General features: G+C 54.7%; 27 protein-coding genes. 10 read left to right on the top strand and 17 right to left on the bottom strand.

Annotated elements, in window-relative coordinates; genetic code table 11:
• Window positions 1-25: 25 nt before the first annotated feature.
• The 6 genes from C4S74_RS01990 to C4S74_RS01965 all read right to left on the bottom strand — a co-directional run bounded on the left by C4S74_RS01990 (window position 26) and on the right by C4S74_RS01965 (window position 6,929).
• Window positions 26-1,111: an SAF domain-containing protein gene (locus C4S74_RS01990; protein ID WP_103993685.1), complete on the bottom strand. Its 1,086-nt coding sequence runs from the start codon at window positions 1,109-1,111 to the stop codon at window positions 26-28.
• A 16-nt stretch (window positions 1,112-1,127) separates the two neighbouring features.
• Complete coding sequence (locus C4S74_RS01985; RefSeq protein WP_103994251.1) at window positions 1,128-2,627, bottom strand: serine/threonine-protein kinase; 1,500 nt, start codon at window positions 2,625-2,627, stop codon at window positions 1,128-1,130.
• A gap of 194 nt (window positions 2,628-2,821) precedes the next feature.
• A complete protein-coding gene (locus tag C4S74_RS01980) occupies window positions 2,822-3,418 on the bottom strand; it encodes a hypothetical protein (protein WP_103993684.1) in 597 nt (198 codons plus the stop codon).
• Between the two features lie 237 nt (window positions 3,419-3,655).
• Window positions 3,656-4,810 (bottom strand): ABC transporter permease, encoded by a 1,155-nt coding sequence (locus tag C4S74_RS01975; protein WP_103993683.1) that lies wholly within the window; start codon window positions 4,808-4,810, stop codon window positions 3,656-3,658.
• Window positions 4,803-5,981 carry an ABC transporter permease gene (locus C4S74_RS26905; protein WP_103993682.1) on the bottom strand — a complete coding sequence of 393 codons (1,179 nt, stop codon included), beginning with the start codon at window positions 5,979-5,981 and terminating at the stop codon, window positions 4,803-4,805. Before C4S74_RS26905 ends, C4S74_RS01975 begins: the two co-directional genes overlap by 8 nt.
• Window positions 5,982-5,993: 12 nt before the next feature.
• Entirely contained in the window at window positions 5,994-6,929 is a 936-nt protein-coding gene (locus C4S74_RS01965) for an ABC transporter ATP-binding protein (protein ID WP_103993681.1), read from the bottom strand.
• Between the two features lie 97 nt (window positions 6,930-7,026).
• Here C4S74_RS01965 and C4S74_RS01960 point away from each other — a divergent pair, with 97 nt between their 5' ends.
• Window positions 7,027-8,274, top strand: a complete 1,248-nt coding sequence (locus tag C4S74_RS01960) for a sensor histidine kinase (protein WP_146065471.1) — start codon at window positions 7,027-7,029, stop codon at window positions 8,272-8,274.
• A gap of 19 nt (window positions 8,275-8,293) precedes the next feature.
• Entirely contained in the window at window positions 8,294-8,953 is a 660-nt protein-coding gene (locus tag C4S74_RS01955) for a response regulator transcription factor (protein WP_103993679.1), read from the top strand.
• Window positions 8,954-8,984: 31 nt separating this feature from the next.
• Here the strand turns inward: C4S74_RS01955 and C4S74_RS01950 are convergent, their stop codons facing one another.
• The gene (locus tag C4S74_RS01950; RefSeq protein WP_103993678.1) at window positions 8,985-9,824 is read right to left on the bottom strand and encodes a stalk domain-containing protein; all 840 of its coding nucleotides are present in this window, start codon (window positions 9,822-9,824) and stop codon (window positions 8,985-8,987) included.
• 156 nt (window positions 9,825-9,980) lie between these two features.
• On the opposite strand from C4S74_RS01950, the gene C4S74_RS01945 reads away from it, so the two are divergent.
• Together C4S74_RS01945 and C4S74_RS01940 are read left to right on the top strand one after the other, a co-directional pair.
• The gene (locus C4S74_RS01945; protein ID WP_103993677.1) at window positions 9,981-10,631 is read left to right on the top strand and encodes a YktB family protein; all 651 of its coding nucleotides are present in this window, start codon (window positions 9,981-9,983) and stop codon (window positions 10,629-10,631) included.
• A gap of 152 nt (window positions 10,632-10,783) precedes the next feature.
• Window positions 10,784-11,509: a hypothetical protein gene (locus C4S74_RS01940; protein ID WP_103993676.1), complete on the top strand. Its 726-nt coding sequence runs from the start codon at window positions 10,784-10,786 to the stop codon at window positions 11,507-11,509.
• Window positions 11,510-11,609: 100 nt separating this feature from the next.
• Here the strand turns inward: C4S74_RS01940 and C4S74_RS01935 are convergent, their stop codons facing one another.
• Window positions 11,610-12,662 (bottom strand): right-handed parallel beta-helix repeat-containing protein, encoded by a 1,053-nt coding sequence (locus C4S74_RS01935; protein WP_103993675.1) that lies wholly within the window; start codon window positions 12,660-12,662, stop codon window positions 11,610-11,612.
• 343 nt (window positions 12,663-13,005) lie between these two features.
• A complete protein-coding gene (locus tag C4S74_RS01930) occupies window positions 13,006-14,364 on the bottom strand; it encodes an MFS transporter (protein ID WP_103993674.1) in 1,359 nt (452 codons plus the stop codon).
• Between the two features lie 182 nt (window positions 14,365-14,546).
• On the opposite strand from C4S74_RS01930, the gene C4S74_RS01925 reads away from it, so the two are divergent.
• Both C4S74_RS01925 and C4S74_RS01920 read left to right on the top strand, forming a co-directional pair.
• Window positions 14,547-16,016: an aminotransferase class I/II-fold pyridoxal phosphate-dependent enzyme gene (locus tag C4S74_RS01925; RefSeq protein WP_103993673.1), complete on the top strand. Its 1,470-nt coding sequence runs from the start codon at window positions 14,547-14,549 to the stop codon at window positions 16,014-16,016.
• Window positions 16,017-16,099: 83 nt separating this feature from the next.
• Window positions 16,100-16,519 (top strand): DUF1885 family protein, encoded by a 420-nt coding sequence (locus tag C4S74_RS01920; protein WP_103993672.1) that lies wholly within the window; start codon window positions 16,100-16,102, stop codon window positions 16,517-16,519.
• 101 nt (window positions 16,520-16,620) lie between these two features.
• Here the strand turns inward: C4S74_RS01920 and C4S74_RS01915 are convergent, their stop codons facing one another.
• Both C4S74_RS01915 and C4S74_RS01910 read right to left on the bottom strand, forming a co-directional pair.
• On the bottom strand, window positions 16,621-16,938 hold the full coding sequence (locus C4S74_RS01915) for a DUF1292 domain-containing protein (RefSeq protein WP_103993671.1): 318 nt from the start codon (window positions 16,936-16,938) through the stop codon (window positions 16,621-16,623).
• A 155-nt stretch (window positions 16,939-17,093) separates the two neighbouring features.
• Window positions 17,094-18,059 (bottom strand): alpha/beta hydrolase, encoded by a 966-nt coding sequence (locus tag C4S74_RS01910; protein WP_258042352.1) that lies wholly within the window; start codon window positions 18,057-18,059, stop codon window positions 17,094-17,096.
• A gap of 74 nt (window positions 18,060-18,133) precedes the next feature.
• Here C4S74_RS01910 and C4S74_RS01905 point away from each other — a divergent pair, with 74 nt between their 5' ends.
• Complete coding sequence (locus tag C4S74_RS01905; RefSeq protein ID WP_103993669.1) at window positions 18,134-18,307, top strand: aspartyl-phosphate phosphatase Spo0E family protein; 174 nt, start codon at window positions 18,134-18,136, stop codon at window positions 18,305-18,307.
• A gap of 31 nt (window positions 18,308-18,338) precedes the next feature.
• Here C4S74_RS01905 and C4S74_RS01900 read toward each other — a convergent pair whose 3' ends face one another.
• Window positions 18,339-18,806 (bottom strand): CcdC family protein, encoded by a 468-nt coding sequence (locus tag C4S74_RS01900; protein ID WP_103993668.1) that lies wholly within the window; start codon window positions 18,804-18,806, stop codon window positions 18,339-18,341.
• Window positions 18,807-19,005: 199 nt separating this feature from the next.
• On the opposite strand from C4S74_RS01900, the gene C4S74_RS01895 reads away from it, so the two are divergent.
• Together C4S74_RS01895 and C4S74_RS01890 are read left to right on the top strand one after the other, a co-directional pair.
• Window positions 19,006-19,749 (top strand): MBL fold metallo-hydrolase, encoded by a 744-nt coding sequence (locus C4S74_RS01895; protein WP_103993667.1) that lies wholly within the window; start codon window positions 19,006-19,008, stop codon window positions 19,747-19,749.
• Between the two features lie 164 nt (window positions 19,750-19,913).
• Complete coding sequence (locus tag C4S74_RS01890) at window positions 19,914-21,545, top strand: ATP-binding protein (RefSeq protein ID WP_103993666.1); 1,632 nt, start codon at window positions 19,914-19,916, stop codon at window positions 21,543-21,545.
• A 3-nt stretch (window positions 21,546-21,548) separates the two neighbouring features.
• Here the strand turns inward: C4S74_RS01890 and C4S74_RS01885 are convergent, their stop codons facing one another.
• A complete protein-coding gene (locus C4S74_RS01885) occupies window positions 21,549-21,986 on the bottom strand; it encodes a GNAT family N-acetyltransferase (protein ID WP_103993665.1) in 438 nt (145 codons plus the stop codon).
• Window positions 21,987-22,209: 223 nt separating this feature from the next.
• On the opposite strand from C4S74_RS01885, the gene C4S74_RS01880 reads away from it, so the two are divergent.
• On the top strand, window positions 22,210-22,623 hold the full coding sequence (locus tag C4S74_RS01880; RefSeq protein ID WP_009671848.1) for a CBS domain-containing protein: 414 nt from the start codon (window positions 22,210-22,212) through the stop codon (window positions 22,621-22,623).
• A gap of 150 nt (window positions 22,624-22,773) precedes the next feature.
• Here C4S74_RS01880 and C4S74_RS01875 read toward each other — a convergent pair whose 3' ends face one another.
• From C4S74_RS01875 to glpK, 4 genes are all read right to left on the bottom strand, one after another.
• Complete coding sequence (locus tag C4S74_RS01875; RefSeq protein WP_103993664.1) at window positions 22,774-22,956, bottom strand: hypothetical protein; 183 nt, start codon at window positions 22,954-22,956, stop codon at window positions 22,774-22,776.
• 191 nt (window positions 22,957-23,147) lie between these two features.
• Entirely contained in the window at window positions 23,148-23,786 is a 639-nt protein-coding gene (locus tag C4S74_RS01870; RefSeq protein ID WP_103993663.1) for a hypothetical protein, read from the bottom strand.
• A gap of 29 nt (window positions 23,787-23,815) precedes the next feature.
• Window positions 23,816-24,457, bottom strand: a complete 642-nt coding sequence (locus C4S74_RS01865) for a superoxide dismutase family protein (protein WP_103993662.1) — start codon at window positions 24,455-24,457, stop codon at window positions 23,816-23,818.
• 243 nt (window positions 24,458-24,700) lie between these two features.
• A complete protein-coding gene (glpK, locus tag C4S74_RS01860) occupies window positions 24,701-26,191 on the bottom strand; it encodes a glycerol kinase GlpK (RefSeq protein ID WP_103993661.1) in 1,491 nt (496 codons plus the stop codon).
• Between the last annotated feature and the right edge of the window lie 206 nt (window positions 26,192-26,397).

Below are 26,397 nucleotides of genomic sequence, written 5' to 3'. Positions count from 1 at the left end.
ATCTCTCCTCTATGAGCCGGGCGGGTCATGGCTGTACCGCTTCCCGGAAAATATCTTCCTGCCTCTCTCTGATTTCAGAAGGAGGCGTTTCGGGCCCGGCGCTAACCGCCGGATTTTTCCCGGACGATCCGGTTAACCCGGCCGAGAAGCCGCCGGGCTCAGCGCCCGCCTCAGGTTTGACCGGCGGCCGGATTGTAGGCCCGGCGACCGAAGGAGGCTCCTCTCGCTGAACGGGGCCGATTCCGGTAAGGTTATCTTCTGTTCGTCCCGAACCAATACCGGCCGTTATTTTCTGCTTCGATGCTTCGTCCATATTTTGCAGATCCTTATCCAGCAGATGCCTCATACTTCTCATCAGTTCAAGCTTAGCCGTCTCCAGCACATTCGGATCTGTGCGGATCAACTCAAGCACCTTGGCGTTGACCGGGTAGGTAGGCTCGGCTTTGTCCTGCATCTGGGGGTCGACGTATGGGAGCGAATAGAGCTTCGCTCCGTGTAAGTAAGCATCCACGACGGCGCTCGACATATCGAGAATTTCCTTCTCGCCGAGCTTAAGCCACACCGTATCTTCCGAGACGTTGTCCACTCTTTTTTTGGCCAGTACGATGTAATCCTGGCCGGTCGGAAAGCTGATGCGCACATCGACGAAATCGTCCTTCTTCAGCAGACTCGGAAGCCTGATTACGCTGAATTCCTCCTGACGGACATCCTTGGGCAGCACGCCTTCCTCATACAGCATGGAAGAAAGTACTGGCGTGTTTTTAACGCCGGCCAGCTTGAAGGTTCTGCCGGCTACCTGCCGCAGATCAAGGTCCGTTCCTTGAGGCGCATCCGCCGCATTCATTTCCAGATACTTAATGTCTTCGTCTCCCAGTCTTGTTCCCGCTTCGATATCCCGGGTCAGAACAACCACCTTCCTCCTCTCGGTCTTAGCCGCCGAGGACTTAGCTTCCGACAGGTCGGCTTGATAACGATACTCAAGCTCGGCAAGCTTATTCCGATGCTGAAAAGCCGTATAAACAAATCCTCCCGAAGCAAGCAGGCCAGTGGTCAAGGCTCCTATCAGACCCGAGTAGATCAGATGTTTCGTTCGCTGGCGGATAATGGACACGTTCTCACTCCTTTCGTTATTTCGGCGCTTGCGCACGGAACCATCTCCGCATGAACGAGCCCGCGCCCCGATTAAGCGGTTCGGGAAATCCCAGCCACCCGTCGAGCAGTTCGGACGTTTCCTGCTGATGGCAGAACGGGTCAGAATGCGCCGGAAGGGCGACAAGCCGCACGTCCGGCATCATGCGGCGGATATCCCTCGCCATTTGTGCGGACGCCAGCGGCACGAACAAGCTGCACTTGGCGGGATCCGGTACGGGATGGCTGCGGAAGAACTTCGCGATGTCCCGGCGCTTCCATTCGCATCCCGTACCTACGACGACCTGGACGGCGGCGCGCATAAATTCCCCGAACCACTCCGTTTCTTCGTAGCTTCCGAGATCCAGAACGACGAACTCGTACGATCCGGACAAAGTCCCGATCATGTCCAGCCCGTCGCCCGCCTTGACATACCGCACTCCCCGCAAATCAAATGCGGCGCTTCCCCGGAAGGGCTCGTCCGCACCTTCGTATACGGCTTCGATGCGGCCGAAATGGCCCGACGCGTTCGCCTCGGCCAGCACGACGCTCCGCCGTTTACGCGCAAGGAAATGGGCCAGCAGAACGGCCGTATGCGTACAGCCTACGCCGCGTCCCGTCCCGCAGACCGCGATCACAACCGGGCCCAGAAACCCGCCGGAAAGGGCAGGCTGCCCCTCGCCGCCGCACAATTCCGCGTAAACTGCGACCAGATCCGCCCGCAGTTTTCCGGCGTTCGGATAGCGGTTGTCCGGGTCTGGCTCCAGCAGCTTCCCGACGACGGCGGACAAGCCTTCCGGCACCTCTTTATTCAAGCGTGCAAGCGGGACCCCCGAGGAATACGGATACTTGCCCCCGCTAAGAAGGTAATACAGGACTGCGCCCAATGAATACAAATCGGTCCTGCGGTCGGTTTGAAGCTGCTGAAACTGCTCCGGAGCGGCAAAACCGATCGTGCCTACCTGGACCGTATCGGCAGGGCTGCCGCTTTTGAAGTGGCGGGCAATGCCGAAATCGATCAGTCTGACTTGCTCCTGTCCGTCGATCATTATGTTGGAAGGCTTCAGATCGCGATAAATCATCGGTACCGGCAGCTCGTCATGGAGATAGTGGAACAGATCGCAGAGCTGCAGCGCGTAATTCACGGCAGCCGCAACCCCCACTTGGCCTCCCGTGCGGTTAAATCGCCCGGCCAGCGTTTCCCCTTCGATATAATCCATCACCAGATAGCTGAAGCCCTCATCGTCCGGAGGAAAGTAATCCACAATGCCCGGCAGATGAACGTGTTGAAGGCGGATCAGCATTTCCGCTTCATCTACGAACCGCTGATAATCCCGCGCGTGCCGAAGAGTCTCTTTGACCGCCCACCGCTTTCCTTTCAGCTTCAAATCTTCGGCCAGATACACGGTTCCCATGCCGCCTCTTCCGGCGACTGAAACGATTCTGTAGCGGCTGCCGAGGATATCTCCCGCATACAGCCGGCAAGGTTCGGTTTTCACCGCTGCCTTCTCCCCTTTTGCTGTTTCCCGGCGGCAGCACAAAAAACCGCCCACGGTATGCAAATAAGCATACTCATGGGCGGTTCTTCCGCACCGGTTCATTCAGTTCTTTTTTAAGATAGCACACCTGGCACAGCTTGACAACAATATTTTCCATTATGTCTAGATTTGGGCTAAAATGTCTTTCCGGAGAGTTACACTTCAAGCAGGAGCATCTCCTGGCGCAGTTCCGTCAGCTTCTCTTTGGAATCGACCACAGCCTGGACATCGCCCTTCTGAATCGCCTCGTTGAGCACGGCCAGCTCATAATCAAGCTCAAGCCGCAGGACGGGAATCCGCTCCTCGGTCCGTCTGGACCGGAAAGCCTGGAGAATTTCCTCGAATGTGACGACGGGTTCTTTCTGAAACAGCACTTTATGTTCGATCCCCGAAATCTCGACCATGCGGATGATTTCACCGAACATGATATTTTCGATCAGGATCTGACGGTCTTTAAAACGCTTGACGACTGCATGCCCCCGCGTGTCTCCAATCAGTTTTTCCATCATCTCGGCAAGCTTCTCATCTTTAAAAGAGTAGTTGCCGACAATTTTATACCGTTCGCCTATGCGTTCGAATTTCAGCTTGACTAATTTTCTTCCGGAGCGGATCGAAATCACAAACTGGTGGTCGTTTTCATTCCAATAAAGGGAATACCCCTCTTGAATCAAGGCTTTAATAAACTGCCGGATGAGCCGGCGGTCGAATCTCAGTTCCAGATTGCAGTATTCGACTTCGTGATTTTTGCTCACGGCAATCCCCTCCCGAAGGCTTCGATTAGCTGCTTTGACAGAAATTTCAGACAACTTTAAGTTTACTTTATCTTATTATGATTCATATGTTTTCGCAACTTGGATATTGACAATTTTTTACCCGAATTCCGAACAAAAATAACGCTCCTTCCCCAACGAATTTTATCGCTGGAAAAAGAGCGCCTTTTTCAGGCATGCCGCGCAGCACGTTTAAACCGGATCGGGCCCTGACGCGGCCTACATTCTCACCTTGTTTTCACTCGGCCGTAAGATGGCCGAACCGACGGCGAGCAGCACAACCGCCATAAGACCCAAAATCGCAAGAGGCAGGCGCACATCCGTCAAAGAAGCTCCGGCCGCCATTTTTTCGATGGCCTGGATAGTCCACGTCTGCGGCATGAAGTTAGACAGCTTCTGAAGGTAATCCGGCATAATGGATATCGGCCAGAAGCACCCGCCCAGCATAGAGGTCGGCGTCACGACCATCGAGTTGATCATGCTCGCGTTGCCCGGGTTTTTGATAATGCCGGCTACCGTGCTTGCCAGTCCGAGGCTGACGAGTACAAATGCGGCAAGCACCACGAACTGGGAAAGGAAAGGCACGCCGTAATCGTAGCCGATCACCAAACGGGTGATCACGAGCACAAACAGGATTTGAAGACTTCCCACGACAAAGCTGCCCAAAAAATTCCCGGCCGCGATTTCGGCAGCCTTGACCGGAGCCGTATACATGCGGGCCATCGTCATTTTCGCACGGTCCTCTATGACCAGAGACACCGTGCTGAGCACGAGACTCATCAGAAACATCAGCGTAAAGCCCGTAATATTGTTAAGACCCGGCTTCGGGGCCAGTTTCAGATCGCCGGTCTCCGCACCTACCGTATGCTTGCCGGCCTCGGCAAGGATGTTTGCGAGCGCTTTACCGCGGTCTTCCGTGCTGCCCGCGGAAGCTTTCGCCGCTGCCGCCGCGGACACCATCCTTCCCGTAATTTCATTCAGATGAACGTTCATGACGGCCGTCGCTTCATTCACGTTAAGTTCGTACGTTTGAATGACGGGGCTGCCTCCGTCAAGCAGTTCCCGGCTGAAGCCGGCGGGGAGAACAAATCCGGCCTGTCCCCGTTTTTCGATAATCGCTTCCTTAAGCTCTCCGGTATTGTCCAGCACCTCGATCGAATACTCCGGCCGGGCCCCCATTTCTTTCAACACATGTCCGCCAAAACTTCCCTGATCTTCATTAACGACCAGAACGCTTACGCGCCCTTCCTCTCTCCCGATAAAGCCGATCGCAGCGGATACGACCAGAGAAGGAATGAGCAGGAACGCCATAAATCCTTTTTTGCTCCCCAGCGTCCGCTTTACCATATTCCAGGCGATATAAAAGCTATTCACGGTACCCCACCTTCCGATAAACGACCACCATCAGCAGCAGGCACGCCGCCGTAATCCATAACAAAGGCACTATACTGGACATAATCCCGTTCAGTTCCCCGGCCAGCATAATCCGCAGGAGTCCCTGGAACGCCCAGTGATTAACGGTAAACAGACTCAACTGGCGCATAACCTCTCCGGGCATGGGCGAGAACCCGCCGCTCAAAAACGTCATCACGATAATGAGCACCTGAAGCAGGGCTTTCGCCGTGGCACCGCGTGGAAAAAGAAGAGACAGCATGACGGACAGCGACATCGAGACCAGAATCACCAGGCCGGCAATCAGAAGAACGAGCGGCAGACGGTTTCCCCAATCCACCCCGTACGCAAAGCGGGAAAACCCGATGATAACGAGCGCCTGTATGACCGCGACGAATCCGTTCCCCAGCAATTTACCGGCAAAAACAGACGAGTAAGCAACGGGTAGCGAATGCAGCCTCTGGAGAGTGTGTCCGCTTTTTTCCAGGTTGAGGCTTGTGTTGACGGCCATCCCCGAATAAAACAGAAACATGATCAGCATGGCCGCCGCGTAGTACTGGGACGCGGAGTAAGTTTCTATCCCCGTGCCCAGACGGCCGGGCTGCACATAGGAACGCGGCGCCGAAGCAGCGTCTGCCCCCGACGGCGCGGCAGCCGGGACAGCCGCTTCGGGGCCTCCCACGATTGCCGCCGCCTGCCGGTAATTGATCTCGTCGACGAAGGAGCCGAGCACAAGTCCGGCGGTCAAGTTGCGCGACCGGTCTTTGCCGGGCAGCAGCGTCACGCGCGCCTCCTCTCCGCGCTGCACGGCGGAACCGAAGCCGTCCGGAAAGAGGAGCGCGTAATCCGCCGATCCGCTGCGGAGCATCTCTTCCGCTTCCTGCCGGGAGGCGGCTTCTTCCGTGCGGATCCGCTTGGCGACTTCAGGTTCGGAAACGTAAGTCTCCAGCATCTTGAGTGCAGGTTCCGCGCGTTCGCCAACGACGGCAACCTTGACGGTCCCGCCAGGCAGCTCCGTCGCATTAAAAATCCCCGATAATGCCGAGCCCAGCAAAAAAATAAGCACCAGAGGCAGCAGAAACAAGTTCAGCAGCACGCCCCGGCTCCGGATCAGCCTCCGGACTTCGTATACGGCAATGACCAAGCTGTTCATGGCATCTTCCCCCTAATCTCTCAGCGTGCGGCCGGTCAGATTCAGGAAAAGCGTCTCCAGATCGGGCTCTTCGATCGTTAGCGAATGAATACCCATATTGTGCTTGGCGCAGACGAATAAAATATCCTGCAAATCGGTCTGGGAAGAGGGCACATGAAGATCAAGCTGCGTCCCTTCCACGGTCAGCCGGCCGATCCGGGGATGCCGTTTCAGCTCTTCGACCGCGCTGTCCACGACTGCGTGCACCCGGATGCGGATCACTTCCTCCTGGGTCACTTTCTCCCGCAGCTCCTCCTGGGTTCCGCAAACGATCACATGGCCTTTGTCCACGATGGCGACGCGGTCGCTGATGGCCGCCACCTCTTCCATGTAATGGCTCGTATAGATGATCGTGGAGCCCATTTTGTTCAGCGTGCGCACGGATTCGAGAATATGGTTGCGCGACTGCGGATCGATCCCGACCGTAGGTTCGTCCAGAATAATCACTTTCGGGCGATGCATGATGGCGCAGGCGATATTCAGCCGCCGTTTCATTCCTCCGGAAAATGTGCGGGGTTCTTCCTTTGCGCGGTCCTGCAATCCGACGAACTCCAGCGCCTCCTGCACCCGCTCCTTCAGCAGCTTGCCCCTTAACCCGTACAGCCGCGCGAAAAATGTGACATTGTCCGCAGCCGACAACGTTTCGTAGAGGGCAAGGTCCTGCGGAACAAGCCCGATCCGCTTTTTGACCTCAAGCGGTCTGGAGGCGACGGAAATCCCGTCTACGGTAATTTCCCCCCGGTCCATCTTCAGCAGGCCGCTTATCATTTTGATCGTTGTGCTCTTGCCGGCTCCGTTAGGACCGAGCAGGCCGAAGATTTCGCCTTCGCGGACGGACAAGGTCAAATGATCGACCGACAAGTTCGCCCCGTATCTTTTGACGACATCCTTAATTTCAATGAGATTCATCGTCTTCTCCCCTGTTTCTGTTCCAGTTTTGGTTTCGATACTCCTATTGTAGAGGAAGGACGGACGGCTGAAAGGTATACCGAGTCACCAATCCGGGGTGACGAAAGTCATTTTCTCGATGATGGGGAATCCGGCCTTCCTCCTCTGTGCTATACTGTGGGAAAATCCTATCCCGAAAAGGACGGTTATCGTGCTGCATCTGTCGCTCAATAAAGTCCGGTATACCCTTATCTTCGTTCCGGCAGTCGCTTCCATGTATCTCGAAAAATTTACCGCTTACGGAATCTACACCCTGCTGGAGCTTGTGCTGTTCCTGCTCGTCGTGCTGAGACCGTTCGCCGGACCGCAGCCTTTGCAGGGACTTCTTCTGCTCGCCGAAATCGGGTATGGGGCCTGGCTCTGCGGTCACTACGGAGGCATTCTGTATTTCAGCACGCTCTCGGCCGTATTTTCGTACGCTTCCTTTTCCGTGCCTAGAGTGCGCGCCCTCTTCCTCGGGATTCATCTGCTTGCCTTGAATACGGCGCTGTACGGGCTGGACCCGAGGCTGCTGATCGCCGCAAACGGCACTCTTCTTCTTACGGCGGTTCTGCTGAGCAGGTTGAACGCGGCCGCAGCCGATCAGCAAACCGCCGTCCATTTGTACGACGAGCTGCGGAAGAAACATTTCGAACTCGACGAAGCCAAGAACCAGCTGCTCGATTACGCCCGCAAGGTGGAGAACGCCGCACAAGCCGAGGAACGCAGCCGCATCTCGCACGAGCTGCACGACGATCTGGGCCACCGCCTGATCCGCAGCAAAATGATGATGGAAGCGGCTATTCAGACGCTGCCCGGCAGCCCCGAACAAGGCATGAAGCTGCTGACGGCCGTCCGGGATCAGCTGGCGGAGAGCATGGAGCAAATGCGCGCTACGGTCAAAAGAATGAAGCCCGGGACGGGCGAGCGTTCTTACAGCCTGGACCGGCTGATCCATGATATCGGCCGCGAAACGGGCATCGGGATTACGCTTGATATCGAGGGACTTCCATATCCTTTGTACCCGAGCCTGGAGATCATTTTGTACAAAAACGCCCGTGAAGCGGTGACCAATGCCGTCCGGCACGGGAATGCGACGGAAGTCGCGATCAAGCTGGAGTACGAAAGCGAGCAGGTCCGCATGACGGTGAGCAACAACGGAGCCGCTCTCCCTGCCGGAGGTCATCCGCCGCCCGTTTCGGGGCTCGGATTGAGCGGGATGCAGGAGCGAACGCGGCTCGTAGGCGGTACGCTGTCCGTCCGCGGGGAAGCTCCTTTTACGGTAACCACCCTGCTGCCGGCTTACCGGAAGAAACAAATCATCTGAAGAATCAGGAGAATGCGTGATGATCAAATTATGGATTACCGATGACGATCCCTTCATCCGGGAAAGTCTGAAACTGCTGATGGCCATGGACCCGGATATCGAAGTGGCGGGCACGAGCGGAAGCGGAGAGGAAGCGCTGGAAGCGGTCCGGGAAGGCAGTCTGCCCGATGTGATGCTCATGGATATCCGGATGCCGGGCTGCGGGGGCGTCGAGGCCACGAAGAGCCTGAAGCGGCTTGCCCCGTCCGTTCAAATTCTGGTGCTCACGACATTTGACGACGACGACTTCATCATCGAAGCGCTTAAGAACGGCGCGAGCGGCTATTTGCTCAAAAATATTCCCCCCGACCGCATCATCCAGGGCATCAAAACCGTTAAAGACGGCAACATGCTGATCCATCCGGATATCGCCCGCAAGCTGACGGGGTTTATTCACGCCGCGCCCGTTTCCCCGGCTTCCGCTTCCCCCGGTCCGGTATTGTCGGCTCACGGACTTACTCAGACCGAGCAGACGATCGTGGCCAAAATCGCGGACGGGCTCTCAAACAAAGAAATCGCCCAGGAATTATTCCTGAGCGAAGGGACGATTAAAAATTATATTTCTGAAATTTTAGGCAAACTTGCGCTTAGAGACCGGACGCAAATCGCCATCTTTTACTGGAAAGAGGCGCGCTCTTAAGCTTGGGCTCCGCCGGGCGTTTCCGCTCTCGTCAATACGGGTCGACGGCGGTTTTACCCAGCAGCTGCTTGGAAGAGCTGCCCACGATATAGAGGTCCTTCTGCATTTCGGTCAGTTTGAGGATAACCTGATAATACTGGCCGTTTTCTGTAAGCAGATACCGGTACGTGTTGGCCTCTTCAAGCTTCTCGATAAAAATCGGATTGTGGAAAAAGTACGTATCGCCGATTTTGTAATTCGACATGTCTTTGACATATCCCCGCAGCGCGCGGATTTTGAAATCATCCTTCTCTCCCGCGATAATCGGAGGCATTTCCTCCCCGTACGTGAGGATCGGATTTTCCTTCCAAATCTTCCGGAGTTCCGTCTCGTTGATGTAGATTTCCCCCGTGTACTTTTCTTTGGCTTTCCGGAGGCCCTTCGTATCCATCCCCATTTTCTGCACGTCACTCTGCCGGTAATACATCCCTTTGCTGAGCGTCACGAGCACCGGGTAATCACCGCCTAAATATTTCATCATGTACGCGGTCGGATTTTCCAGCACAATCTCGTCGTATACGACGTCGCCCGTTTCGGGCTGCTGCGGATACAGCCGGGTGTTCACGTAAATCGTCTGGTTGGAATCCTGCCAGTTTACGTTCGCGTTGAGGCGGGAAGCGATCTCCTTGAGCGGCAAATAGCTGTTGTTGTCGTAAATAAGAACCGGGCTGCTCAAATTGGCCGGCGCCCCGTTCACGACTACCTTGAAATCGCTGCGGACATAAGCCGTCACCTTCTGAATCCAGTCATCGGCGTAAACGCCTGCCGCGAACGAAACGCTCATCAGCACTCCGGCTGCCGCGGCTATCATTTTTTTGCTCGACATATGCATGTGTCCTATCTCCTTTTCGATTGAATATGGCGGCTGCTGCCGGGCCGCGTCTTCCCCGTTATGGCGTCGTCAGGCGTTTATGGTATAGTAAACTACGTAAGCACGCTTCATCTGCCTTACTTAAATTTTAACGAGCATTCATGCCAGGGAGGTCCCATGTCCAACTCCACAACCATCCGCCCCGACTTCATGGGGTTTGGTTCATCCGATTTCGAAACGTTTGCGATTGACGGTCTGGACGAGCGAATGAAAGCGATCCAAGAACGAATTCAGCCGAAATTCAAAATTCTCGGCGAAATCCTGTGCGAAGATATCGCCCTGCATGCCGGAACCGAAATGCACCTGCATATCGCGAGGCACGCCCGGCGCACCGTAAACCCGCCCAAAGACACCTGGCTGGCTATCGCCGCCAATAAACGCGGATACAAGCAGCACCCTCACTTCCAGATCGGTTTGTTCGACGATCATGTTTTCCTCTGGTTCGCCCTGATTTACGAGGTGCCGGACAAGAAGGCGATCGCCGGACGGCTTCTCGCGAACCAAGACGAGCTGTACCGGAGCATCCCGGAGCATTATGTATTATCGTTCGATCATATGCAAAAACGCAGCGTGCCCGCCGGCGACCTGACGACCGAAACGTTCGGCGATGCTCTTCTCCGTTTCCGGGATGTGAAAAAAGCCGAGTTTCTCGTCGGACGGCATTTTGACCAGCAGGACCCGCTTTTGCAAAAGGGCGACGCATTCATCCAAATGGCGAAGGAAACGTTCGAGTCCCTGATGCCTTTCTACCTGACGGCCCGGGGATAAGCCGCCGGCTGGACGTTCCTATCCCCTATATCGGCAATTCCGCACGAAGTGTGAACCCGCCGGGCATTTCAAAAAGAAACGCGGCCCGCAAATAATCCGCTCCCGTTTGGGAAATACTAGGAAGGACATCCGATCTGAAGGAGGTTCTTCCTATGTTTTTACAAGCATCCAAGAAAAAATGGGCCGGTACGCTGGCACTTGCTTTTCTGCTCGGTTCGGTATCTCTCGGCGCCAGACAGGCCGCCGCCTTCGGCTCTCCGGAGGAACTGCCCGACGAAGCCGTTCTCGGTCAGCCGGCTCCATCCGCGGACGTGCCCGGACGCCAGGACTCACATAACGCGAAAGACAGCAGCGTCCCCGGTCTTCCGATTCTTGAGGAAGCCGCTTCTATTCTCGGCACTACCGTCACTTCTTTGAAAGAATCGCTGGAGAAAGGCAGAAGCCTCTCCGACGTGGCCAAAGAGAAAGGAATCGGCGAGAAGGAGCTGGCGGCTAAGCTGCTTGCGATCCGCGATTCGAAGATCGATCAGGCCGTTAAAGAAGGACGGCTCGATGCGGAGCGGGCAGCGGCCCTGAAGCAGAGAATGGCCGAGCATCTTAAACGGATGATGCAGGATAAGGCGCTGCTTGATCATCATAACCGTCATCAGCACGGGAAAACGCGTCATGGCCTCAAGCCCGATCAGGAAAAGCTCGCCCAGGCCATCGGCATCAGCAAAGAAGAGCTCCACCGAGAACTCCGGCAGGGCAAATCGCTCCAGCAGATTGCCGAAAGCAAGGGCATTACGAAAAGCCAGCTCATCAGCCGCATCCAGGCCCTTCTCGCTCCCGATCTGGAAAAATACGTCGAGCAGCGCGTTCCGGCGCGGGACTCGTGACTTTCTGCCCGCCTCGCAGGTGAAATGTCCCGCCGCTTCAGTCCATACGATAAAGGGAGTGCCCTCAGGAGGCACTCCCTTTTTGCCGTTTCGCATTTTCTTAATAGGTCGTCACATTGCCCTTGTACATGTTTCCGGACGGATTCCTCACATTGCCGTGAGCCTTGGCCTGCGTCCCTTGAGAAGCGTTAATCACATAGGCGGAGGACTGATCCAGGTTGACCGTATTGCCCGAAAAGTCATTGTTTACGCCCCAGCCCGCCACAATCTGGTGAAGCTGAAAAGCGTCGACGATTATACTGTTCCCGTTCCTCGATCCCGTATTATTGCGGATTACGGCGTTGTTGCCTTTAACGTCGATGAAGCTGTCCGCATAGTTTTCGCCGCTGATGCCCGTACCGTTGAACACACAGTTCTCGACCAGTGTTCCGCTCGTTCTTTCTTTAATGTCGATATGCTCGGCCGTGACATTTGGGCCGATTCGTACGCCCCGGATAATCGTATCGTTTACGGTCTGATTGTAGCTGGCTCCTTCGGCGGACCCCACATAGACGCCTTCCCCGAATCCTTTGTTAACGGTGCCCGTATCGTGAATATACGAATTTTCCAGAATTCCCCGCGAGCTGCCGTCGCGGAAGTGTACGCCTTCGTAGCCGATACCGTACACCTCGACTCCCGAAATTAGCGTATCGTTCGAATTATCCAGTATGATGCCTTTCTGTGCGTTCGTAAACTTGAGATTCCGGATCACCCAGTTGTCGCCCGTAATTTTCAGGCAGTAACCGCCTCCCGCCGAAGTGCCCGATACCACCGCCTGATTGGCCGGATCCCGGCTTTCAATCGTAATCGGGTTCGCTTTACTTCCGTTGACGGCCGAGGAGAACGTTCCCTTGTACGTACCCGGCGCAAGCACGATGCGGTCCCCCGGCTGCGCGTTTTTCAAGGCGCTCTGAAGGCACGAGACGGTCGAGCACGAAACGGTACGGAGCGCGGCTGCGGCCTGCTCTTCTATGCCGGCGGCTGCTTGATCCGCGGATAACCCGGTTTCATGCGGCACGGCGGCATACATGGCGGGTGCGAATACGGAGCCGAGCAGGACGGCGGACAGCAAGCTTTTACGCAGCAATTTTTGCCGGGTGAATAAAGTTTTCATTACAACAGCCTCCTTTAAAATGAATACACCTGAAAGTTTAAGCGCTTTCATTTTGCAGATCGAAAAACTCCTTTTAATTCACCTCCCTCGTCTTCCAATGCTTTCAGTATAGCACACCGCCTTAGGGGCACCGGATGGGTTTTCTTACGATATTCAAATTTATTTGCTCCCTTGCAAGGCGGTGCATGGCGGGAAGATAGGCGCAAGTGGGATTTACCTTTATTAAAAAAAAGCCCCGCAGCTTAGGCGGGACTTTCGCGAATGGTCTTTGACCGGCAGGCATGCAGGCTCTAATAGATTCAGCCAGGCAAATACACGCGGATGCAGCAGCTTTTTTACCCGCTCACCCGCGGCTCTTGGCCAAAATTCTCCACTGTAGCACGAGCAGGAGTAGCAGTACCGATCCGCTTACCGTAAAGGGCACGGACGGACCGAACGCATCCCACAGCTTGCCCGAAACGATGGGACCCACAATCATGCCGAGCCCCTCAATGGTCAGGAAAAAACCCCAGACGGCGCCTCTCTTCTCCTTGGGCACACAGGACGCGATAAGCGCGTTCCAGGACGGAATGATTAGCGCGTAGCCGATTCCAAGCAGTCCGACGACGGCGTAAACGACCGCAAGCTGCCGGATAAACCCGAGCGCCAGCAGAGAGACCGAGCTGAAAATAAGCCCTGCGGTCAGCAGTCCTTTGATGCCCTTGCGGTCCACAAGCTTTCCGACCGGCACGAGCAGCGCCACGGCCGCCCCTCCTCCTAGAATGAGCAGCATGCTGTATTGTCCGGGCGAAAGATGCAGGACCTCACGGGCATAGAGCGTAAGGATGGGAGTCAGCACTCCGAGCGCAAACGTCTGGATGAACATGGCCGGAAACAGCAGCCGGCTGACGTTCATCTCCCTTAGCGAGGCGCGGGCCTCCATCATGTATAGACGCATGCGCTCCCCCAGCGGCTTCTTATCGGCCGCCACCGCAGCTGCGGCAGCCGCGCCACCCCCGGCCGCGGTGACGGCCTCTCCGAGGGGATCGGCGCCCGCTTCCATCGCCGCCGCGCCTGCGGGAAAAGCTCCAGCGGCCGAAGCTCGCCGGTTCTCTTCCCCGCTTTCGCGAAGCAGCGGTTTGCGCGGCAGAAACAGGGCGATCAGCAGCACAACGCCCATGGAAATGAGCAGCAGCCGGTACGCCGGTCCGTAATTCGACCCGTGAATAAAGAAATTGATCACGACAGGCCCAAGGCCCGTACCGCTGAGCCATGCCATGTAGACCACGCTCATGATCGTTCCTTTCGCCTTGTCTCCCGCGACCTCGGTCGTTCCCGCTATGACGGCCGGCCACAGCGGAGCCGTACCGACGCCCAGCATGGCGCATGCCGCCACCATCCAGGCGTGGTGCGTAAAGGTCGCCATGATCAGTACGGAGCCCCCCGAAAGCAGAATGCCGATCAGCATGGACAGCCGGTAGCCGGCTTTGTCGATCAGCCATCCGACCGGCGTGCGGAACACGTTATCCCCGATATATTGGGCGGCCAGGGACCAGCCTACGACGAACGCCGTGGCACCCAGGACCGTTTTCATGTAAACGGGCAGAATCGTCAGAAGGAGCGCCCCTTTCACGAATTCCACCACAAACATTATCATTAGCAGCTGTACGACAAAGGGCGCGGCCGCCCCCGTCTTGTTTTTCCAACCGGCCAGATTCATCATGCTATCTCTCGCCCCTCTCTTGCAGCGTTCTTTTATTAGGTTTTCCCCGGGATGGACAAACTATTTTCAAAAAATATACTTGCATGCCCGTCCGTTTTTGTTATACTCTACTTTGTTTGTTCAATCTCGTGATTCGTATCAGCGATTCGCAGAAATTCCACGCAGAAGGGAAGGGTTGCCGGATGGATCAACATCGCACACCCCTATTCTCGGCCTTGCGCACGCATGCGGAGAAAAATCCGATCCAGTTCCATATTCCAGGCCACAAAAAAGGAGTCGGGATGGACCCTGAGTACCGGGAATTTCTCGGCGAAAACGCACTGTCCATCGATTTGATCAATATCGCACCGCTGGATGACCTTCACCAGCCCACAGGCGTAATCGAAGAAGCCCAGAAACTCGCTGCGCAGGCTTTCGGCGCGGAGCACACCTTCTTCTCCGTCCAGGGCACGAGCGGCGCCATCATGACCATGATCATGTCGGTAGCCGGTCAGGGAGATAAAATCATCGTACCGCGGAATGTGCATAAATCCGTAATGGCCGCTATCATTTTCGCCGGAATCAAACCGGTCTTCATCTCGCCCGCCCGTGACGCCAACCTCGGGATCGACCACGGAATTACGACCAAGTCCGTACGCCGCGCGCTGGAGAAGCATCCGGACGCCAAAGGGGTTCTCGTGATCAACCCGACCTACTACGGCGTATGCACGCACTTGAAGGAGATCGTCGACCTCGTTCACAGCTATGACATCCCTGTTCTGGTCGACGAGGCGCATGGAGTGCTTATCCACTTCCATGATAAACTTCCGATGTCCGCAATGGAAGCCGGCGCGGATATGGCGGCTACGAGCGTACATAAGCTCGGCGGCTCCCTTACGCAAAGCTCCGTGCTCAATGTGCAGGGAAGCCGCGCCAACCCGAAACGCATTCAAACGATCATGAGTATGATGACGACGACTTCGACGTCTTATATTCTGCTCGCTTCGCTGGATACCGCACGCCGTCATCTCGCTCTGAACGGCCATGAACTGGCCGAGCGGGCAATCGGGCTCGCGGAATATGCGCGGAGCGAAATCAACAAGATCCCCGGCCTTTATTCGTTCGGGGAAGAAATTCTCGGCACGGAAGCCACGTACGCTTACGATGCAACCAAGGTGACGATCCATATCCGTCATCTCGGACTGACGGGCTACGATGTCGAGAACTGGCTCAGAGATCGCTATAACATCGAGGTCGAGATGAGCGACATGTACAATATCCTGTGTCTGGTCACGCCGGGCGACACCGCCGATAACATCGACATGCTCCTCCAGGCGCTGCGCGAATTGTCCGCCGAGCACTATACCGGCAATGCCGAGGACGATTTGATCGTGATCATCCCGGAAATTCCCCAGCTCTCCCTGATCCCCCGCGACGCCTTCTACGGCGATACGGAGGTTGTTCCGTTCAAAGAGTCGGCGGGAAGAATCATTGCCGAGTTCATTTACGTGTACCCGCCGGGTATTCCGATTCTGCTGCCGGGTGAAGTCATCTCCCAGGAAAACATCGATTATATCGTGGAACACGTGGAAGTCGGGCTTCCGGTAAAAGGACCCGAAGACCGCAGCTGCCAATTCGTCAAAGTCATCGTGGAAACGCAGCCGATTTTCTAATTTTGCTCCACACAACGCAAGATTGTCAAAATTGTCCACGGATGCTATGATGTGGGGGATTGCAGTTTTGGAGGTGCCAAGCAATGAGTCAAAGCGCATTTATCCGTTTTGTCACAGGCTCCACAATGACTTCCCCCACCTTGGACGAATTGAAAGGCCAGCTCGAGCATTACCGCGAGCAGCTTTCCAGAACCGGTGCCCAGTTGAGCTGGGAATACGATTCGGCGGGCTTCCCCTACACCATGGAAACGAAACCCGAAGGGGAAGGCAAGTGGTTCTACTTGAAAGGAACCACACCTCGTTACCGCAGCATTGTTCTCGGTGTCGGAAGCGAAACGCGGGAAGACACTCTTCAGCATTACGTCCAGATCGTTCTTCCGGATACCGCTACCCACGGGGACAAATCCAAAGCCAACGAACTCGGGAAATATCTGGCCCGCCAGTGGAAAGCCCAACTGGACCTGTTCAACGGCCGCACCATGTACTTTAATCCCCGCAAATAACGAAACTTAAAAAGAAATGCAGAAATCCCTTCTCCTTATACAGGAAAAGGGATTTTTTATCGTTCGCACGCATGCCGTACGTATGTATGCCCAATACGAACCTATTCGCGGTTTTCTTCCTCGATAATCTGATTGTAGACCGCTACGACGCGCTCCCATTCAGCTTCATCTTCGATGTTCACCAGGTAGGCGTCATCGTTTTCTTCTTCTATACGGAAGATAACACCGTCTGCTTCGGGATCGTTTCTGTCCAGCAGTACCGCATACAGCTGATCCTGAGAGTCAAACGTGTACACCATGACCATTTCATGCTCTTTGCCTTCTTCGTCCGTTACAATAAACACGCTTTCTTCATGCTCATGGTCGTGATCGTGTCCGCAGCCGCAATCCTGATCATGATCGTGTTTGTGATCGCTCATTGTAGAACCTCGTTTCGTTTTAAATTTGCATCTTTCGATGGTATCGTATCACGGAAACCGGAGCAGGTCAAACGCCCGTCCCCAGCCGATTTTTCCTTATAAATCCAAGCTTTGCAAAATTGCCGGGAGGCCGATTCAAAAGGAATCAATTGAGGTTAATGGGAATTACAGGATAAAACCGGTTCAAAAGAAAATGTCGGCTCTTCGGAAACCGTTTTCTCTAGAAACGCTATAACACGCCGCGCATATTCTGCCGATTCTAAATGGTAAGAGCCCACGTGAGGCGCGCCGGCCGTCCGCCAGAAATCGAACGCATCGGGATGGCATCTCCACATCTCTTCGGAAGAAGCTTGGGGAATAGCCCGGTCGTCGCTGCTGTGTATGAAGAGAACGGGCCTCGGGTAGATCGCTTCAACCGCTTTGACCGCATCGACTCCCTCGGGATCGATTTTGAGCAGAGGCGGAAAAAGAAGCAGGATAAGCGGAGTAAACGGAATGTTCGGAAGACCCGACCATACCGGCAAATTGGTTTTCAAATATTTTTTGAGATGATGAAACGGACTGTCCGCCACTACCGCGGCAACCTTCTCATGCTCGGCAGCCGCCAGAAGAGAGGTCGTCGCTCCCATCGAAAACCCGATCAAACCTATGGTTTCACCGGAATACGTTTCCGTTACCCAGTCGATGACGCCCAGCAGATCGTGCTTTTCATAATAGCCCACGGAGGTCATGCTTCCCTGGGAATTGCCGGAATTCCGGAAGTCGAACATCACCACGCGAAAGCCCGCTGTAACGAGATCCCGCGCTAACGCGAGTGCCGGCAGGCCGCGTTCGAGCCGGTTTCCGGCGTATCCGTGAGACATAATGACAGTCATCGGATTCCTCCTGACTGCCTTATCCGGAGGAGGAAGATGCCAGCCGCTGAGCAGAATGCCGCCCGTCCGGCTCGCTATTTCCACCTCCTCGAAAACAAGCCCGTAATTCCGCGGCGAGTCGTCGACAGGCTGTCTTTTCGGATGAGTCAGCTGCCAGCCCACATAAGCGGCAATGCCGACCGAAGCAAGAAACCCGGCTAAAAGGAGCAAGAGGACGCTCCACACAATCCATATCAATGCTTTCACTCTCCGTACGTATCTAGTTTGCAGCCGCTGTTGTCCGGCTATACAAAAATTCCGATCATGCAGGAGGAGATCCCATGCTCATATCCATGAACCGATCACTTGACCTGGAAATCGAATACCTCAAAAGCGTCCTGACTTATATGGCCGCGCAATACAAATACGAATTGAATCATCCGCGTGTCGTCGAAGTCAGCCAGCAGCTCGACGGCCTCATCGTGGAACAAATGAAAAAACGGGCCGCCTCCTAACCTTATTCAGGCCGTGAAGCGGCTCGCCGACTCAGCTGTTCATCAGTTTGCGGTACTGCACGTACATGGCCACCCGCCAAGGAAGCAGCATTCCGAACGCGAGAATAAAGAATACGGAGGCCGTCTGGTACACCGTTATGTACTCCTCCACGTACGAATGCAGAAACAAACGGATGGCGAGCAGGACGATCAGGATGATCAAAAACGCCTTGGAACGATGAAGATACACATGATCGCCCTGCTTGGAAAATCCGGAAGTCCGGATTAACGGAAAGGCGAACACAACCGCTCCCACCGCGAAAGCGAGTAACCCCCACGAGACCGGTATCCGCGTCAGCGGAGCGACAAACATAAGAAATCCCGTGCTCATGCCGATTGGCGGCATTAATATTTTCATCGCGTTTACCGGCCGTTTGGAAGCTTTCATCCGGATGGCAATTACGAGAAGCGCCATGCCTAGCGTTCCGAACAGGGAAATCGCTTGTAAATTCGAACCCACTGAGAAAGCCAACTCCTTCCCCTTCCTTTCCTCACATCACTGCATTCTTTCATCCTTTATTATATCACTCCTTGGCTTCGGGAAGAAGCCGTTTTACTCCAAACTCACATGGATTCCGAGGATGAAAGCGGTTGAAATCCAACTTTTTCCGTGCTAGAGTGTGGGTAGTACGTTACTCTACAGATCGGAGGCTTATTCTGTGAGCTTGCAGCTGCAAATGATCGGAACCGGCAGTGCGTTCGCCAAGAAATATTTCAACAACAATGCACTTTGGACCTGCGGCGGTTTTACTCTCCTGGTCGATGCCGGGAATACGGCGCCGCGCGCTCTGCACGAGCTGAATATGAAGCCGGATGAACTGGACGCTGTCCTGATTACACATCTTCACTCCGATCACGTCGGCGGGCTTGAAGAGCTGGCCCTGCAAATGCGTTACGTATACGGGCGCAAGCTCAGACTGCTGCTGCCCGCGGCGCTGGAGGCTCCTATCTGGGAGCACACCCTGAAGGGCGGAATGGAAAACACCGGAGAAAATTTAAACCGTCTGGCCGATTATTTCGATGTCGAACTTCTTGAAGAAGGGCGGCCCGTGGAAATTCATCCGGGCTTCTCGATCGAAATTATCCGGACGCCTCATATCGTCGGCAAGCCCAGCTTTTCCCTGTTCGTTAACGACTCCATTTTCTACAGTGCGGATATGATCTTCCAGCCCGAACTGCTTTTGAACGAAGTCGTCGGGAAAAGAGACTGCCGCCATATTTTCCACGACTGCCAGCTGGAAGGGCCCGGCGTCGTTCACGCTGCGCTTGAAGAGCTGCTCACGCTGCCCGAGTCGGTCCAGTCGAGGATCCGGCTTATGCATTATGGAGACAGTATGCCCGCTTATGTCGGCAAAACGGGAAAAATGTCGTTTATCAAGCAGCATCAAATTTATACGTTATAAGCCGTATCCGCTTTAGAAACCAGGTGACCTGCCTGGTTTTCGTGTTTTTTATGAAGACGGGACTAAAGTACTAATCCAAAAACTTTGGCCTTTCGCGTTTGTGAGCCCGGCCCGTTCGCTGGCCCCGCTGCGCGGCACGGCCTTTTTCAAGTGGGGTGGATTGTGTGATTTACAAATGGTTCGTTATCTTCTATGCCTCGGTTATCAGCATCGCATCGTGGAGCCTCGGTTTATCCGTTGCCGGATGGCTCCCGCTAAGCCTGCTGTTCCTCGCTGCCGCCGTCCTCGGCCTTAAAAGATCCTCCGTCACCTTCTCAGCCGTCAAACTGCTACTGCTTACGCTGTTTCACTGGAGCAGCCAGACCGATTGGTGCTTCACCCTTTATTTGCTCCTGCTCGCTTCCGAAGTGCACCAGTCCAAGTCGCGCAAAACCGTCTGGATGCTCGTTACGCTCAATCTCGTCACCTTTCCGGTTATCGCGCTGATTACCGCACCCGCTTTTTCCATGTATCCGCCATTCTGGATGGTTCTGCTCTACTTGAGCAACTTCTCCATCTTTATGGGGCTCGCTTTGATCGTATTCAACACCTTCAGACAAAGAGACAAGCTGGCCGGGGAACGAAGGCAGCTGATGACCCACGACTCCCTGACCGGCCTGCCCAATTTCGAAGCGTGCCACGCGATGCTTCATAATCTGGTTGACAAGGAAAGCCGGCTGCTGTTTATCCTGATTGACTGCACGGACCTGAAGGCAATGAACAAAACGCAGGGCTTTCACGCAGGCAACCAGATCCTGAAGCAGATTACGGTGCTGCTGAAAATCAAATTTTCCCAAGCCGCCTTTATTTCCCGTTACGGGGGAGACGAATTCGCCGTAGCCGTCACCTACGAAGACAAAGAAACGATGCTCGCCTATGTCGATCAGCAGCTCGGCTCGGAGCTCCCCCAATTGACGGGGATCCAAATCACCTACGGAATTGCGGTGCTGCCCGAAGGCGGAGCTTCGAAGGACGATCTCGTGCTTCTCGCGGAAAACAGCCTGTTCAGCATGAAGCGGGAAATGTGGCTGAAGCGCGAAGAGCATATGCTCCGCTCGGAAAAGCTCAGAATCGTCGGCGAACTCGCTTCCGGCATGGCGCATGAAATCCGGAATCCTTTGACGACCATCAAAGGTTTTCTGCAAATCTCGAAATCGAATGGCTACAACATCGAAACCTGGTATCCCCTGATTATGGACGAAATCAGCAGAATGAGCGAATTGACCGCCGAATTCCTGCAGTTTTCCAAACCCCACGCCGTACAGTTCAGGGTGCAGTCGATGCAAGCGTGCATTCAGCGCGTAATTTCGCTGACCTTATCCGAGACGTCCAGGCTGGGTCATGAAATCGTGTATCATCCCCCGGAAAAACCGCTGAATATTCGGATGGACCAGGATAAAATGGTGCAGCTGCTCATTAATCTCTTCAAAAACGCGTATGAATCTATGGAGGACAATAAAAAAATGGCGATCCGCCTTTATGAGCGAGATCACCATGCTGTGCTCGAAATCGAAGATCAGGGCAGCGGGATTCCCGTGGAACAGCTGGGCCAGATTTTCAATCCGTTTTTCACGACCAAAGACAGCGGAACCGGGCTCGGCCTGTCCATCTGTCACAAAATTGTCCAGGATCACAACGGTACGATCGAAGTGGAAAGCCTGATCGGCAAAGGCACGACATTTATTATGACCTTCCCCCTCGCCGAGTCCGATTCGTCCTCCTGCTATCCGCTTAATTGCCGCAAGGACGCGGTGTGATGCTTATAAAGATTTGACCATTCTTACGTGAGGAATACCGGCGTCATCGAACGGCTCCCCGGGAATCGTTTCGTACCCTATTTTTTTGTAAAAAGGCTCGGCTTGGCACTGCGCATCCAGAACCGCTCCCTTATAGCCGAGTTCTTTGGCGTGGGCTTCCATCGCTTTCACGAGAACGGATCCGAGGCCGGTACCCCGGTTCGCCTTGAGAACGGCGATGCGCTGCAGTTTCGCCCGGTTCTCTTCATAAGGCTTCCACCTGGCGGCGGCGATCGCTTTTCCCCCTTCCCGGATGAGAAAATGATGCCCGCTTTGGTGAGACGCGTCCAGCTCGTCTATTTCAATATCCAGCGGCACGTTCTGCTCGTCAACGAAGACTTCTTTGCGGACGCTCAGGCATTCTTTAAGCTGTTCGTCCGTCGTAACGCGAATAATTTCCATCTGCCATGGTTCCCCTTTCGTTCAAACGATACGAGATATGATAGCTTATCCGCGCATCCTTGTCCAGAAGGAACATCCCCGGCGTCCGGCCGGTTTCTCCGCTCGGCTCATCCGGCGCCTCCCCAAACTTTCGCTTCCGCGGATTCGTTTCTGACTCCCCGATATAGTATAATAGATCGTGAGAAATGATAAATTGCGCTTATTACGCAAAGGAGTATTATTCATGAATATTGCCTTTTTTCTTCTGCCCAAACTCGAAGTGATTACTACGACGATTGATGCCACACTAAGACAAACCCTGGAAAGAATGGAATATCACCGCTATACGGCGGTACCCATTCTTACGGAGGATGGCAAATATATGGGAACGGTAACCGAGGGCGATCTGCTCTGGTTTTTGAAAAACTCTCCGGGCATTACCTTCGATAACGCCCATCGGCATACGCTGGAGGAAGTTCCCCTCCGGATGAGAAATAAACCGGTACACATTCATGCAAACATGGAAGATCTTATTGATCTTGCCAAGGTGCAGAACTTTGTACCGGTCGTGGATGACGCAGGTAATTTCATCGGAATTGTGCGCCGCAGTGACATTATCGAATACTGTGCCAAACAAATGTTTCAGGCACCCGTTTAGCGGCAAGCTGCGGGTTGAAGATGTTCGCGGCCTCTCCTACCCGGAGAGGCTTTTTGTATGGAGTCGGATATGTACTAAGACGGGGGGAGTTTGTAGGAAGGAAGGTGGCAGAGTAAGAAGGTTGAGGTCCGAATCCTGCTGACATCCGTGTTAAACGGAAAGAGAGACAAACTCATCCGTCGGCCTGTTCTCGTAACAAGGACGAAGGCTTTCCAGATGGTAAGCCGGCTGTTTTTCCGGTTCCTGCTGCCGCTCTTTGGCCAGCCAAGACTCCAAGGATCCGGTACCAAATCCAAGCTGCTTGCTCATGACTCGAATATCGATGTTTCTCATACTCCCTGCTCATCCTCTCTAATAGTCCGGTTGTTGCGGGTCAAGCCTCTGTGAGTAAACAACACTATCATTACTTTATATGGACTTCCGGGAACTGTAAATAAGTGTATCTTGTCGAATTCTCTAAAGAATGAATCAATGGCCCTCCCTGTTTTCAAACAAGAAAAAAAGCCGTTCTCACGGCTTTCACGCTATTGCACCGGTCCCGAAGAACCCGATGAGGACTGGTTTTTTCCCACAAATTCACTGGTCCAGTCGATCATTCCGTTCATCAGATATAAGATCAGATTCACGACATCCTTCTCCGTCAAGGACTGGTTCGTCTGCTCGGATACATACTGGGACGTTTTTCTCTCGAGCTGTTCGACCATGTTTTTGATGACATAAAGATCGTCCGCCATTTCCGATACGGCGGCAGAGCTTCCGTTATTGCCGGAATTGCCGTTTTGCTGCCGGGATGAGCTTTGAGCCTGCTGATTTTCGCCGCCTGACGAAGAATCCTGCCGGCTTTGACCGTCTTGGGATTGCTGGCCTTGGCCGTCCTGCGCCTGCTGTCTTTTACCCGAAGAAGCGCTGCGTCTGGATGACTGGCTGCCGCCGGCTCCCCCTTGATCCTGATTCTCATCTTGCTGCTGACTGTGTTTCTGCCCGTCGTCCGCACTTTGGCCCGATTCCTGCTGGCCGCCGTCCGAACCGCCGGAGCTATCGCCGGAATTTTGAGATCCGCCGTTCATTATCATTTTTTTTAATTGTTCGAATTCCACAAGAAGCATATCGTTCTGCTTGGACAGATCGTCCATCTGCTGCTTGAGTTCCTGGGTCTTGATCATGCTTGCTTGCCTCCATCCAGCTTAATCGCCTATTTGCCTTCGGATATCGCGCCGCATGCGATGCGGTTACCCGAATTTCCGGCCGGATCGGACTTCATATCATCCTGCTTTTCATGGATGACCAGCGATGTTCCTCCCTGCTTCAACAACGAATTCGGCTTGTCCTTCTCCAGAGTAAAGGCTTCCGAGACGGTATCCAGCTTGGCTTCCCCGTTTGCCTCCGCTTTCAGATTCGGCAGGTCTCCCACGTGAGGCCCCTGGGGATTTTCCATTCCATGCATTTTGGAATCGGGGTTAAAATGCCCCCCGGCCGTCTTGAAATCCGGTCCGGCGCACACGCCGCTTTCATGAACGTGGATCCCATGTTCTCCGGGAGCAAGTTTCGTAGCCTGAACCTGGATTCGGACCCCTTTGTTCTCTTGGGTAAACTTAGCCGTGCCGACCACGCTTCCTTTCCCGTCTTTAAGCTCAATCTCGACTCCGGACGAGGACGACGGCGAAGAGGACGGTGTTGCGCCCGGCGAAGCGGAGGGGGCCGTTGCGGCGGTAGGTAACGCCTCCGGGGTAATCGTGGAGTTCGGGTCCGCGTTTTTGTTGTTGCCGCTGCCGCAGCCGGTGATCGCCACTAGGGCGGCCGTAGAAAGCAGCAGGGACAGAATCGGTTTTCGCATTATGAAACCTCCTGATCCGATAATTTAGGATATGCCAACAAGCCGCTGCCTAAACGCGGCAATTTCCTTTTTTCTTACCCGGATTGTCCCCCGGATCAAACGATTTTGGCAAAAACCGGGAAATTTGTCCTTGTTACCGGAGTCCGGCCGACGTTCCGCTGCAGCACAAATAGGTCTCTCCGGTGTCGCAATCTGTTAAATTGCCTCCGGAGGACCTATTAAAGCGAATAAGATAAGGGGTCTTTATTTAAAAGCCATAGCGGCATGCACCGCTTTCTGCCAGCCTTCGTACAGCTGATCGCTGCGCTGCGCAGGCATACCCGGTTCGAATGTGCCGCCGACTGACCACTGCGCGGCGATTTCGGCGCAATCTTTCCAGTACCCGACGGCCAGCCCCGCCAGATAAGCGGCTCCGAGCGCGGTCGTTTCATTGATGAGCGGCCGCTCGACAGGCACGCCGAGCATATCGCTCTGGAACTGAAGCAGGAAATCGTTGGACACGGCCCCGCCGTCCACGCGCAGCTTCTTCAGCTTCGTATGAGCGTCCGCCTCCATCGCCGCGAGCACGTCCTTCGTCTGATAGGCGAGCGCTTCCAGAGTGGCGCGGATAAAGTGCTCTTTGGTCGTTCCGCGCGTCAGCCCGAAAACGGCTCCCTTCACGTCGCTGTCCCAGTAGGGAGTTCCCAGTCCCACAAAAGCGGGGACCACGTATACGCCGTCCGTCGATTCTACGCGCGCCGCATAGGTTTCCGTATCCTTGGCCGATTTGATCATCCGCAGCCCGTCACGAAGCCACTGGATGGCCGAGCCGGCAACGAAGATGCTCCCTTCCAGAGCATATTGCACTTTGCCGTCCAGACCCCAGGCAATCGTCGTCAGCAGCCCGTGGCTGGATACAACGGCCTGCTCTCCTGTATTCATGAGCATAAAGCAGCCGGTGCCGTATGTATTTTTAGCCATGCCCTTGTCGAAGCAGGCCTGCCCGAACAGAGCCGCCTGCTGGTCTCCCGCAACGCCCGCAACGGGCACTTTCGCACCGAAGAAGTGGGACTCGCTCGTATATGCGTAAACCTCGGAGGAAGAACGGACCTCGGGCAGCATGCCCGCCGGAATCGTCAGCAGCTCCAGCAGTTCTTCGTCCCAGCGAAGTTCGTGGATGTTGTACATCAGAGTACGCGATGCGTTGGTATAGTCCGTTACGTGGGCTTCCCCCACGGTCAGCCTCCAGATGAGCCACGTATCGATCGTGCCGAAAAGCAGCTCTCCGCGTTCCGCCTTTTCTCTGGCGCCCTCCACATGGTCGAGAATCCATTTTACCTTGGTTCCGGAAAAATAAGCGTCCAGCAATAGCCCCGTTTTATCGCGGAATTTCTGCTCCAGTCCCCGCTGCTTGAGCTCGTCGCAAATTTGCTGGGTTTGTCTGGACTGCCAGACGATAGCATTGTACACGGGCTCGCCCGTACTTTTATCCCAGACGACAGCGGTTTCCCGTTGATTGGTGATTCCGATGCCCGCCACCTGCTCCGGTTTGACCCCGGATTCGATCAGACAGGTTGCAACGACAGCCAGAACCGACGCCCAAATCTCGTTGGCGTTATGCTCGACCCAACCCGGCTGCGGAAAATACTGGGTAAATTCCTGCTGGGCGGTATGAACGATTTGACCTTCGTGATTAAACAGAATCGCCCGTGAACTGGTGGTCCCCTGATCGATGGACATAATATAGGATGACATGAGTCCGCTCCTTCCTGCCTGCTGTGAGAATAGTCTTCGCCGGCCAGGGGCCGCAACGCTTGCGCAAAGCTTCGGAGACCTCCGGCTCACGCCGCAAAAAAAGAGATCCACGACAAACCAACCGGATTGCAAAATCCGATGCTTCGTATGAATCTCCATAGTCTCCGTCACAGTTATTAACTTTCTTGTAGCATAACGCGGAATAA

Source organism: Paenibacillus sp. UNC499MF (genome assembly GCF_900107975.1).
Classification (GTDB): domain Bacteria; phylum Bacillota; class Bacilli; order Paenibacillales; family NBRC-103111; genus Paenibacillus_F.
Note: the sequence above shows the minus strand (reverse complement) of the source record. Positions and strands in the feature narration are given on the sequence as shown.

What these genes read in the sequence shown, in the direction of transcription:
- C4S74_RS01940 (WP_103993676.1), top strand. Translation starts at nt 10,784, where the DNA reads ATGTTTTTACAAGCATCCAAGAAAAAATGGGCCGGTACGCTGGCACTT.
- C4S74_RS01955 (WP_103993679.1), top strand. Translation starts at nt 8,294, where the DNA reads ATGATCAAATTATGGATTACCGATGACGATCCCTTCATCCGGGAAAGT.
- C4S74_RS01935 (WP_103993675.1), bottom strand. Translation starts at nt 12,662, where the DNA reads ATGAAAACTTTATTCACCCGGCAAAAATTGCTGCGTAAAAGCTTGCTG.
- C4S74_RS01965 (WP_103993681.1), bottom strand. Translation starts at nt 6,929, where the DNA reads ATGAATCTCATTGAAATTAAGGATGTCGTCAAAAGATACGGGGCGAAC.
- C4S74_RS01885 (WP_103993665.1), bottom strand. Translation starts at nt 21,986, where the DNA reads ATGGAAATTATTCGCGTTACGACGGACGAACAGCTTAAAGAATGCCTG.
- C4S74_RS01865 (WP_103993662.1), bottom strand. Translation starts at nt 24,457, where the DNA reads ATGCGAAAACCGATTCTGTCCCTGCTGCTTTCTACGGCCGCCCTAGTG.
- glpK (WP_103993661.1), bottom strand. Translation starts at nt 26,191, where the DNA reads ATGTCATCCTATATTATGTCCATCGATCAGGGGACCACCAGTTCACGG.
- C4S74_RS01930 (WP_103993674.1), bottom strand. Translation starts at nt 14,364, where the DNA reads ATGATGAATCTGGCCGGTTGGAAAAACAAGACGGGGGCGGCCGCGCCC.
- C4S74_RS01875 (WP_103993664.1), bottom strand. Translation starts at nt 22,956, where the DNA reads ATGAGAAACATCGATATTCGAGTCATGAGCAAGCAGCTTGGATTTGGT.
- C4S74_RS01950 (WP_103993678.1), bottom strand. Translation starts at nt 9,824, where the DNA reads ATGCATATGTCGAGCAAAAAAATGATAGCCGCGGCAGCCGGAGTGCTG.
- C4S74_RS01945 (WP_103993677.1), top strand. Translation starts at nt 9,981, where the DNA reads ATGTCCAACTCCACAACCATCCGCCCCGACTTCATGGGGTTTGGTTCA.
- C4S74_RS26905 (WP_103993682.1), bottom strand. Translation starts at nt 5,981, where the DNA reads ATGAACAGCTTGGTCATTGCCGTATACGAAGTCCGGAGGCTGATCCGG.
- C4S74_RS01905 (WP_103993669.1), top strand. Translation starts at nt 18,134, where the DNA reads ATGCTCATATCCATGAACCGATCACTTGACCTGGAAATCGAATACCTC.
- C4S74_RS01870 (WP_103993663.1), bottom strand. Translation starts at nt 23,786, where the DNA reads ATGATCAAGACCCAGGAACTCAAGCAGCAGATGGACGATCTGTCCAAG.
- C4S74_RS01915 (WP_103993671.1), bottom strand. Translation starts at nt 16,938, where the DNA reads ATGAGCGATCACAAACACGATCATGATCAGGATTGCGGCTGCGGACAC.
- C4S74_RS01925 (WP_103993673.1), top strand. Translation starts at nt 14,547, where the DNA reads ATGGATCAACATCGCACACCCCTATTCTCGGCCTTGCGCACGCATGCG.
- C4S74_RS01880 (WP_009671848.1), top strand. Translation starts at nt 22,210, where the DNA reads ATGAATATTGCCTTTTTTCTTCTGCCCAAACTCGAAGTGATTACTACG.
- C4S74_RS01920 (WP_103993672.1), top strand. Translation starts at nt 16,100, where the DNA reads ATGAGTCAAAGCGCATTTATCCGTTTTGTCACAGGCTCCACAATGACT.